This window comes from Streptomyces sp. NPDC028419, from assembly GCF_055565515.1.
This window is the reverse complement of the sequence record NZ_JBVHUE010000022.1, coordinates 144,968-154,014: the sequence shown is the minus strand read 5'-3', so window position 1 is coordinate 154,014 and position 9,047 is coordinate 144,968. Positions and strand designations below refer to the sequence as shown.

Below are 9,047 nucleotides of genomic sequence, written 5' to 3'. Positions count from 1 at the left end.
TGCTGGACGGGGGTCTGCATCACCTGCCAGAGGCCCCTCCTCGACACGGCACACACAACCCCAAGATCAAGAACAACCTAACGAAGTCCTACTAGGCCGCGGACCCGAAAGTTGATCATGCTCTGCTGGGTGCGGGAGCCGAAGTGGTCGGTCCCGGACTCGAAGGTCGCGAAGACCGTCGGCCCGGGTTCCTGGCGCCACAGGCCGTGCTCGTCCGCGTCCAGACCCAGGCAGTCGCGGTACCACGCGCCCAGGGCCGCCGGGTCCGCGGCCCGCATGAAGTGTCCGCCGATGCCCCGCACACGTTCCATGCCGCCATCCTGCCAGCACGGCGGCCGGGCGGACCGACGACCGGACGGACCGGCGACCCCGCCCCGCGACCCCGACCCGCGACCGCCCCGCCCGCGCTCACGACACCGGCCGGGAGTCCTCCCACACCGATTCGAATTCCTCCCGGTAGGTCGTGAAGAGCCCGTGGTCCGCGTCGCGCGGCACCCCCCGGCCGCCCCCGCGCAGCACCAGGACCGGCGCCTCCATCCCGCGGGCCCGGCGCAGGTACGACTGGACCACCGCGATGCCCGAGGACTCGCCCTCCACCAGGTAGGCCGTGAAGCGCGGGGTCTCGTCGAAGACGTGGATCTCGAAGCGGGAGGGGTCCCGCAGCCCCGCCCTGACCCGCCGCACGTGGAGGATGTTCATCTCGACGGAGCGGCTCAACTCCCCCTTGCGCAGCCCCAGCTCCCGCTCGCGCCGCTTGACCGCGCTGCTCGCCGGATTGAGGAACAGCAGGCGCACCCGGCAGCCCGCCTCGGTGAGCCGGACGAGTCTTCGGCCCGAGTAGTTCTGGACGAGCAGGTTCAGGCCTATCCCGATGGCGTCGAGGCGGCGGGCGCCGCCGAAGAGGTCCTCCGCCGGGAGCTGGCGCTGGAGCCGCACCCGGTCGGGGTGGACCGAGATGACGTCGGCGTACCGGTCGCCGACCAGGTCCTCGACGGCGTCGATCGGCAGTCGGTCGGCCGAGGGACTGCCCGAACCGCCGCCCAGGACGTCGAGCAGCCGCGCCGAGGCCCGCTCGGCCTGTTCGAGCACCGGGCGCGACAGGGCGCGGTTGCGGGAGACCACGTTGCGCGTGACCTCCAGCTCGTCCAGGGCCTGCTCGATCTCGCGCCGGTCGTCGAAGTACGGCTCGAAGCAGGGCCAGTGCTGGACCATCAGCTCCCGCAGCTGCGGCAGGGTCAGGAAGCTCAGCACGTTGTCGTCGGCCGAGTCCAGCAGGTAGCCCTTGCGGCGGCTGACCTCGCGGACGGCGACCGCCCGCTGCACCCACTCCTGCCCGGCGGGCCCGGCGGCGGCGACCACCCAGTCGTCCTGGCCGTGCACGGGCTCGTAGATCGGCCGGAGCACCGCCCCGACCACGGCCCGCAGTCGCTGTTCGATCAGATTGAGCCAGATGTACGCCCGGCCCGCGCGCTGGGCCCTGGTGCGGACCTCGCTCCAGGCGTCCGCGCCCCAGTCCAGCTCCGCCCCGGTCCGGGCACTCCCCGCACTTCCGGTCTCCGTCGGACCCGCCAGGAAGACCGTCCCGGCCACCGCGCCGGGTACACCTCCCGGGGTGTCCGCCGGACCGCCCTCGTGACCGCTGTCACCAGAGGGAAGCTCCAGACCTCCCGAGCCCACCCGCGCACCGCCTCCCGCTCCTGGCCCCCGCCTCCAACGATCAAGGAAGGGTATCCCGCGCGCGCGGCCCGGTGCAGCCGGATGGCCCTTACACCGGCCCCCCGTTGACCCATTATCCGATGCGCGCATAGTCCACTGACCCGCATATCGGCTCTACGCCTTCACCCGGTAGGACCATCCCAAGTCCCCGCGTACCTCCGCTCTTTCGGGGAAGATCTGGGAGACGTAGTCCGACGCCGGATCAGATTGGAAGAGTCGCATCTATGCAGGTCTGGCCAGGACAGGCGTACCCCCTGGGTGCCACGTACGACGGGGCGGGCACCAATTTCGCGGTCTACTCCGAAGCCGCACGGCGCATCGAGCTGTGCCTTCTCCACGACGACGGCTCGGAGACGGCCGTCGAGCTGCGCGAGACGGACGCCTTCGTCCGCCACGCCTACCTGCCCGGGGTGATGCCGGGCCAGCGCTACGGCTTCCGGGTGCACGGACCGTACGAGCCCGAGCGCGGGCAGCGCTGCAACCCGGCCAAGCTGCTGCTGGACCCGTACGCGCGGGCCATCAGCGGGTCGGTCGACTGGGGCGAGCAGGTGTACGGCTACCACTTCGGCCGGCCCGACTCGCGCAACGACCTGGACTCCGCGCCGCGCACGATGACCTCGGTGGTGGTGAACCCGTACTTCGACTGGGCCAACGACCGGCCGCCGCGCACCGAGTACCACCACACCGTGCTGTACGAGGCGCACGTCAAGGGGCTGACCATGCGTCATCCCGACCTGCCCGAGGAACTGCGCGGTACGTACGCCGCCCTCGCCCATCCGGCGGTGATCGGCCACCTGACCAAGCTCGGGGTGACGGCGCTCGAACTGATGCCGGTGCACCAGTCGGTCAATGACCACCGGCTCTTCAACGACGGGCTCAGCAACTACTGGGGCTACAACACCATCGGCTTCTTCGCCCCGCACAACGCCTACGCCTCCGGGGACCGGGGCCAGCAGGTGCTGGAGTTCAAATCGGCGGTCCGGGCCCTGCACGAGGCGGGCATCGAGGTCATCCTCGACGTGGTCTACAACCACACGGCCGAGGGCAACCACCTGGGGCCGACCCTGTCCTTCCGGGGCCTGGACAACGCGTCCTACTACCGGCTCGCGGAGGACGCCCGCTACTACACGGACACCACCGGCACCGGGAACTCGCTGCTCATGCGGTCCCCGCACGTCCTCCAGCTGATCATGGACTCGCTGCGCTACTGGGTGACCGAGATGCACGTGGACGGCTTCCGCTTCGACCTGGCGGCGACCCTGGCCCGCCAGTTCCACGAGGTCGACCGGCTCTCCTCGTTCTTCGACCTGGTCCAGCAGGATCCGGTGGTCAGCCAGGTGAAGCTGATCGCCGAGCCCTGGGACCTGGGCGAGGGCGGCTACCAGGTGGGCAACTTCCCGCCGCTGTGGACCGAGTGGAACGGCAAGTACCGCGACACCGTGCGGGACCTGTGGCGCGGCCAGCCGCGCACGCTCGCCGAGTTCGCGGGACGGCTGACCGGCTCCTCGGACCTGTACCAGGACGACGGGCGGCGCCCGCTCGCCTCGATCAACTTCGCCACCTGCCACGACGGCTTCACCCTGCACGACCTGGTCTCCTACAACGAGAAGCACAACGAGGCCAACCGGGAGGGCAACCGGGACGGCGAGAGCCACAACCGGTCCTGGAACTGCGGGGTCGAGGGGCCCACCGAGGACGAGGAGGTCCTGGAGCTGCGCGCCCGCCAGATGCGCAACTTCGTGGCGACGCTGATGCTGTCGCAGGGCGTGCCGATGCTGAGTCACGGCGACGAGTTCGCCCGGACCCAGGGCGGCAACAACAACGCCTACTGCCAGGACAACGAGCTGTCCTGGCTGGTCTGGCCGGAGCCGGGCAAACCGCCGCCGACCCTGCTGGAGTTCACCCGGCAGATGGTGTGGCTGCGGCGCGACCACCCGGTGTTCCGGCGGCGCCGCTTCTTCCACGGGCGGCCGGTCGAGGGGACCGACGACGAGCTCTCGGACATCGCCTGGTTCACCCCGCACGGCGAGCCGATGCGGGCGCGCGACTGGCAGGCGCAGCACGCGAAGGCCCTGACGGTGTTCCTCAACGGGGAGGCGATCTCCGAGCCGGGCACCCGCGGCGAGCGGATCACCGACGACTCGTTCCTGCTGATGTTCAACGCGGGCGCGGAGTCCCAGGACTTCACGGTCCCGGTGGGACACGGCGCCGAGTGGCGGCTGGTGGTGGACACGGCGCGGGCGGACGTACTGCCACCCGGCACCGGACCGCAGTACGCGGCCGGCGACCGGGTGGCGCTGACGGGGCGGAGCCTGGTCGTGCTTCAGCGCCCGGCGTAGGACTCCCGCGGGGCGCCGGACACGGCGGCGGGCACGGCGGCCGCCGTGTCCGCCGCGGCCGGATGAGTACGGGCGGCGGGCACCCGGGCGAGGAGGGCGAGGACCAGGCAGAGCGCGGCCGCGCCCACGGCGACCGCGAAGGCTCCGGCGGGCCCGTACCACTCGGCGAGCCGTCCGGAGACGGCGAGCGCCACGGCCTGCCCGGCGACCAGGGAGCTGGCGGCGAAGGCCATCGACTCGGCGAGCCGGTCCGGGGCCACCGCCCGCTCGGTCAGCGCGAAGGCGGTGATCAGGTGGGGGGCGTAGGCCGCGCCGAGGACGGTGACGACGGCGTACAGGCTCCAGAGGCTGTCGACGAACAGCAGCGGGGCCGAGAGCAGCAGGGCGGCGCCGGTGGCCGTCCGCCAGCGCAGCCGCAGCCCGAACCGGGCGGGCAGCGCGCCGAGGGCGAGGCCGACGACCGCGCTGACCACGCCCATCGCGGCGTACACGATCCCGGCCTGGCCGGGGGCGCCGAGGCGGTCGGTGAGGGAGGCGATGCCGGCCTGACAGGCCCCGAACATGGCGCCCTGGAGCGCGAGCGAGCCCCGGACCGCGTGCACGATCCCGGGGTGGCGGGGGCGGCCGGCCTTCGCGGCGCCGGTGGGCGCGGGCGAGCCGGCCGTGACGGAGGCGGTCGGGTGGAGGGCGTAGGCACTGCCGAAGGCGACGACGAGGACGGCCGCGCCCGCGAGGGCGACGGCCGGGTGCGCGACGAGGACGGCGAGCCCGACGAGGGCCGGGCCGAACACGAACGACACCTCGTCCAGGGTGCCTTCGAGGGAGTGGACCGCGCCGATCACGCCCTCGTCGGCCCCGGCGCGGTGCGCGAGGGCCACCGAACGGGTCCGGGCGAGGGGTCCGATCAGGGGGATGGAGGCCCCCGTGACGGCTCCGATCGCGGCGAGCGGGACCGTGTCGAGGCCGGCGAGGGCCCCGGCGACCAGTGCGCCGGTGGCGAGGGCGTTGACGGCGGCGGCGGCCAGGACGACCGGCCGCTGCCCGTGGCGGTCGGCCAGCCGGCCCAGCAGGGGGCCGCACAGCACCTGGCCGGCGGAGAGCGAGCCGCCGACGATGCCGGCGGTGGCCAGGGAGCCGCTGGTCTGGACGACCAGCAGGACGCTCCCGAACTGCGACATCGCGACAGGGAGTCGGGCGAAGAAGGATATGACGGGCAGGAGGGGCCCGGTGAGGGCGATGACTTTTCGATAGGTGTCGACGGTTCCAAACACCTGAGGAACGTTAACCCGGCGCAGTCACCCGGATGCATTGGGTCATGGCACGGAATCCGGCAGGCTGGGTACGTACGTTCTCATGAGCCCGCAGCCAGCCACCCCGCGCCCGACCGCCACCTACCGACTCCAGCTGCGCCCGGAATTCCCCTTCGCGGCGGCCGCCTCCGCCGTCGCGTACCTCGCCTCGCTCGGGGTCTCGCACCTGCACCTGTCCCCCGTGCTGGAGGCGGTGCCCGGCTCCTCCCACGGCTACGACGTCGTCGACCACACCCGGGTCCGGGCCGAGCTGGGCGGCGAGGAGGGGCTGCGCGCGCTCGCCCGCACGGCCCGCGCGCACGGCCTCGGCCTGGTCCTGGACATCGTGCCGAACCACATGGCGGTCCCGGCGGCCTTAGAACTCAACCGTCCCCTGTGGGAGGTGCTCCGGGAGGGTCCCGGATCGCCGTACGCGCGCTGGTTCGACATCGACTGGGAGGTGAACGACGGGCAGCTGCTGCTGCCGGTGCTGGCCGGGCCGTTGGATCCGGACGAGGTCCGGGTGGTGGACGGCCTGCTCCACGTCGGGGACCACCGCTTCCCGCTGCGGGCCGGCACGCGGGCACTCCCCCCGGCCGAGCTGTTGGCGGCCCAGTGGTACCGGCCGGCGCACTGGCGGGAGGCCCGCACCGGGCTGAACTACCGCCGCTTCTTCACCATCTCCGATCTGATCGGGGTGCGGGTGGAGGATCCCGAGGTGTTCGCCGCCACGCACGGCAAGCTCCTGGAGCTGCTCGCCGACGGGGTCGCCGACGGGCTGCGGATCGACCACGTGGACGGGCTCGCGGACCCGGCGGGGTACCTGCGCCGGCTGCGGGCCGCGGTGGGCCCCGGAGTGTGGATCGTGGTGGAGAAGATCCTGGCGCACGGGGAACGGCTGCCGCAGGACTGGCCGGTGGCCGGCACCACCGGCTACGACGCCCTGCGGCAGGTGGACGGGGTCCTGACCTGCGGCACCGGGGCCGCCGAACTCGCCGCCCGCTACCGGAACTCCACCGGCGCGCCCGACTGGCCGCAGACCGCCGAGGCCGCCACCCGCGAGGTGCTCACGCGGGACCTGGCGGCCGAACTGGCCACCCTGGTGCGGCGGGCCGGCCCCCTTCTGGCGGATGCCGTACGGGAACTCCTCGTCGCCTGTCCCGTCTACCGGACCTACCCGGGGCGGGCCGACCTGCCCGGCCTCGTCGACCCGCCGGAGTCGGCCGCCGCCCCGGAGGCCGTCGCGGCGGTGCGCGCACTGCTGCTGTCCGACGCCGCCTTCGCGGCGCGCTTCGCCCAGACCTCGGCCGCGCTGCGCGCCAAGTCCCTGGAGGACCGGGCCTTCTACCGCTACGCCCCGCTGCTGTCGGCGACGGAGGTGGGCGGCGACCCGGGCCGGCCGGCGGTCCTCCCGGAGGAGTTCCACGCGTACTGCGCCCATCTGGAGCGGCACTGGCCCGGTTCCGGCACGGTGCTGTCCACGCACGACACCAAACGCAGCGCGGACGTCCGGGCGCGGATCGCGGTGCTCTCGCAGCGCCCCGACCTGATGCCACTGCTCGCCGGGGCCCCGGACCCGCGGCAGGCGTGGACGGCCTTCCAGAGCTCCCTGGGCCTGGGGGACGCGCCGCAGCGCACCGAGCGGCTCGCGGCGGCCCTGCTCAAGGCCGCCAAGGAGGCCGCCCTGCACACCAGTTGGACCGACCCGGACCCGGCGTACGAGGCCACCCTCGCGGATCACCTGCCCGGCCCGGGGGCCCTGCCGGACGTCTCGGCGGCGGCCGGGGACGGGATCCTGGCGATGACCGCGCTGCACCTGACCATGCCGGGCGTGCCGGAGATCTACCAGGGCGGCGAGGACGAGTGCCGGACCCTGGTGGACCCGGACAACCGCCGCCCGGTGGCCTTCCCCGGCCCCGCGCGGTCCGCCGTCGGCGCGGCGAAGCGGGCCCTGACGACCACCCTGCTGCGGCTGCGGCGGGAGCGCCCGGAGCTCTTCGCCGGCTACGCCCCGCTGTCGGCCGAGGGCCCGGCGGCGGAGCACTGCCTGGCCTACACCCGCTCCCCGGAGCTGCTGGTCGCGGTCACCCGCCTGCCGCACCTGCTCGACGTCGCGGGCGGCTGGGGCGACACCCTGCTCCCGCTCCCCCCGGGCTCCTGGACCCCGGTCCTGGACCCCGGACGCGAACCCCTGACCGACCGGGTCCCCCTCAAGCACCTGCTGTCGACGGGCCCGGTGACGGTCCTGGTCCGCGAGGCGGCCTAGGTGTACGGGTTGAGCGCCGAGAAGCGGACGGTGTCGCTGCTCCGGTCGAACCACAGGTGGGTGGAGGAGCCGCCGCCGTCGTGGTCGAGGGCGGGGATCCGGATCCACTGCGGGTGCCGCGGTCCCCGGCCGGCCAGCGGCTTCTCGAACCAGGAGGTGAAGCCGGCGGTCGGCGCCTCGGCGACGAAGGCGTGGGCCGCCGTCAGCTCGGCGAGCCTGCCCGGAGCCAGCCGGGCGAAGCCGGAGATCACCAACTCCGGTGACGGCAGGTCGCGCTCGTGGTCCCGGCTGCTCACCCACTCGGCGTGGGTGAGCGGGCCCAGCACCGGCAACGCCTCCTCCACGGGGGCGCTGTCGGTGTGCCACTTCGCCCCGCCCCCGCCGTCCCGTCCGCCCAGGCTCCGCCACGCCCACACGGCGGCCGCTCCCGCCCCGAGCCCCGCACCGATCCCGAGCACCCTGCGACGCTCCAACGCGATCCCCCCTCACCCCGGTTCGGCGCACCTTAGCCCACGGCTGCGCTAGGTCGGGTCCCCCAGGAGGGTGGCGAAGGAGCGGGCCGCGCCGGTGAGGGGCTGGCGGGAGAAGACCGCCAGGGAGCGGTGCCACGGCGGGTCGACCGGGAGCAGGACGCAGTCCTCGCCGATCGCGCCGCGGACCAGGTGCGCGGGGGCCGCGACGATGCCGATGCCCGCGGCGGCCATCCGGACGGCGGTGGAGGTGTGTTCCGTGTGGAGCACGCTGCGCGGGGTGAACCCCGCCCGGCCGCACACCCGGTCCAGGAAGAGCTCCCCCTCGACGCGCGGTTCCATGACGCACCGGATCCAGTCGCGGTCGGCGAGTTCGGCCAGCCGGACCGCGGCGCGCCCCGCGAGCGGGTCGTCGAAGGCGGCGACCAGGACGATCTCCTCCCGGCCCGCCGGGAGCACCGGGCCGCTCCAGTCCTTCGGCTCCGGGCCCACGGCCAGGTCGGCGGCGCCGCGCTCCAGCTGCTCCTCCAGGGCGTCGGTACAGGCGTACTCGCGCAGCACCAGCCCCACCCCGGGATGCAGCGCGCGCCAGCGGGCGACCACGCCGGGCAGCAGACCGACGGCCAGGGCGTGCAGGGTGGCGACGTGCAGCTCGCCGCCGTTCGCCCCGGCGGCGGCCCGGGCGGCGCGCTCGGCCAGCCGGGCGCTGCGCACGGCCAGTTGGGCGTGCGGCAGGAAGGCGCGCCCCATCGCCGTGAGCCGCACGCCCCGCGGCATCCGTTCCAGCAGCTCCCCGCCGAGCGACCGCTCCAAGGCCTTGACCTGGTGGGACAGGGCGGGCTGGGTGACGTACAGCACCTCCGCGGCCCGGGTGAAGGAGGACTCCTCCACGACGGCGAGGAAGTACTCCATCTGGCGCAGGCTCATGATCAGCCATCATGCGTCATGCAGGACGTGCATGGGTCCG

Annotated in this window: 6 protein-coding genes and 1 pseudogene; 2 read left to right on the top strand and 5 right to left on the bottom strand. The window is 73.8% G+C overall.

Annotation, left to right across the window (positions count from 1 at the left end):
- Positions 1-92: 92 nt before the first annotated feature.
- A pseudogene (locus tag ACZ4UB_RS25115) lies at positions 93-311 on the bottom strand (VOC family protein); the annotation flags it as partial.
- Positions 312-408: 97 nt separating this feature from the next.
- On the bottom strand, positions 409-1,677 hold the full coding sequence (locus tag ACZ4UB_RS25110) for an SAV2148 family HEPN domain-containing protein (RefSeq protein ID WP_468073363.1): 1,269 nt from the start codon (positions 1,675-1,677) through the stop codon (positions 409-411).
- A 263-nt stretch (positions 1,678-1,940) separates the two neighbouring features.
- Between ACZ4UB_RS25110 and glgX the strand changes: the two genes are divergently transcribed.
- A complete protein-coding gene (gene glgX, locus ACZ4UB_RS25105) occupies positions 1,941-4,055 on the top strand; it encodes a glycogen debranching protein GlgX (protein ID WP_468073361.1) in 2,115 nt (704 codons plus the stop codon).
- Here glgX and ACZ4UB_RS25100 read toward each other — a convergent pair.
- Positions 4,040-5,326, bottom strand: a complete 1,287-nt coding sequence (locus tag ACZ4UB_RS25100; RefSeq protein WP_468073359.1) for an MFS transporter — start codon at positions 5,324-5,326, stop codon at positions 4,040-4,042. The two genes, glgX and ACZ4UB_RS25100, sit on opposite strands and share 16 nt — an antisense overlap.
- An 82-nt stretch (positions 5,327-5,408) precedes the next feature.
- Between ACZ4UB_RS25100 and treY the strand changes: the two genes are divergently transcribed.
- Complete coding sequence (gene treY / locus ACZ4UB_RS25095; RefSeq protein ID WP_468073357.1) at positions 5,409-7,610, top strand: malto-oligosyltrehalose synthase; 2,202 nt, start codon at positions 5,409-5,411, stop codon at positions 7,608-7,610.
- On the opposite strand, the gene ACZ4UB_RS25090 is transcribed toward treY, so the two are convergent.
- Positions 7,607-8,083 (bottom strand): hypothetical protein, encoded by a 477-nt coding sequence (locus tag ACZ4UB_RS25090; RefSeq protein ID WP_468073355.1) that lies wholly within the window; start codon positions 8,081-8,083, stop codon positions 7,607-7,609. The two genes, treY and ACZ4UB_RS25090, sit on opposite strands and share 4 nt — an antisense overlap.
- Positions 8,084-8,131: 48 nt before the next feature.
- Positions 8,132-9,007, bottom strand: a complete 876-nt coding sequence (locus ACZ4UB_RS25085; RefSeq protein WP_468073353.1) for a LysR family transcriptional regulator — start codon at positions 9,005-9,007, stop codon at positions 8,132-8,134.
- Positions 9,008-9,047: the final 40 nt, after the last annotated feature.

Excerpts from the sequence above, each read along its gene's own strand:
- glgX (WP_468073361.1), top strand. The coding sequence starts at position 1,941 with ATGCAGGTCTGGCCAGGACAGGCGTACCCCCTGGGTGCCACGTACGAC.
- treY (WP_468073357.1), top strand. The coding sequence starts at position 5,409 with ATGAGCCCGCAGCCAGCCACCCCGCGCCCGACCGCCACCTACCGACTC.
- ACZ4UB_RS25085 (WP_468073353.1), bottom strand. The coding sequence starts at position 9,007 with ATGAGCCTGCGCCAGATGGAGTACTTCCTCGCCGTCGTGGAGGAGTCC.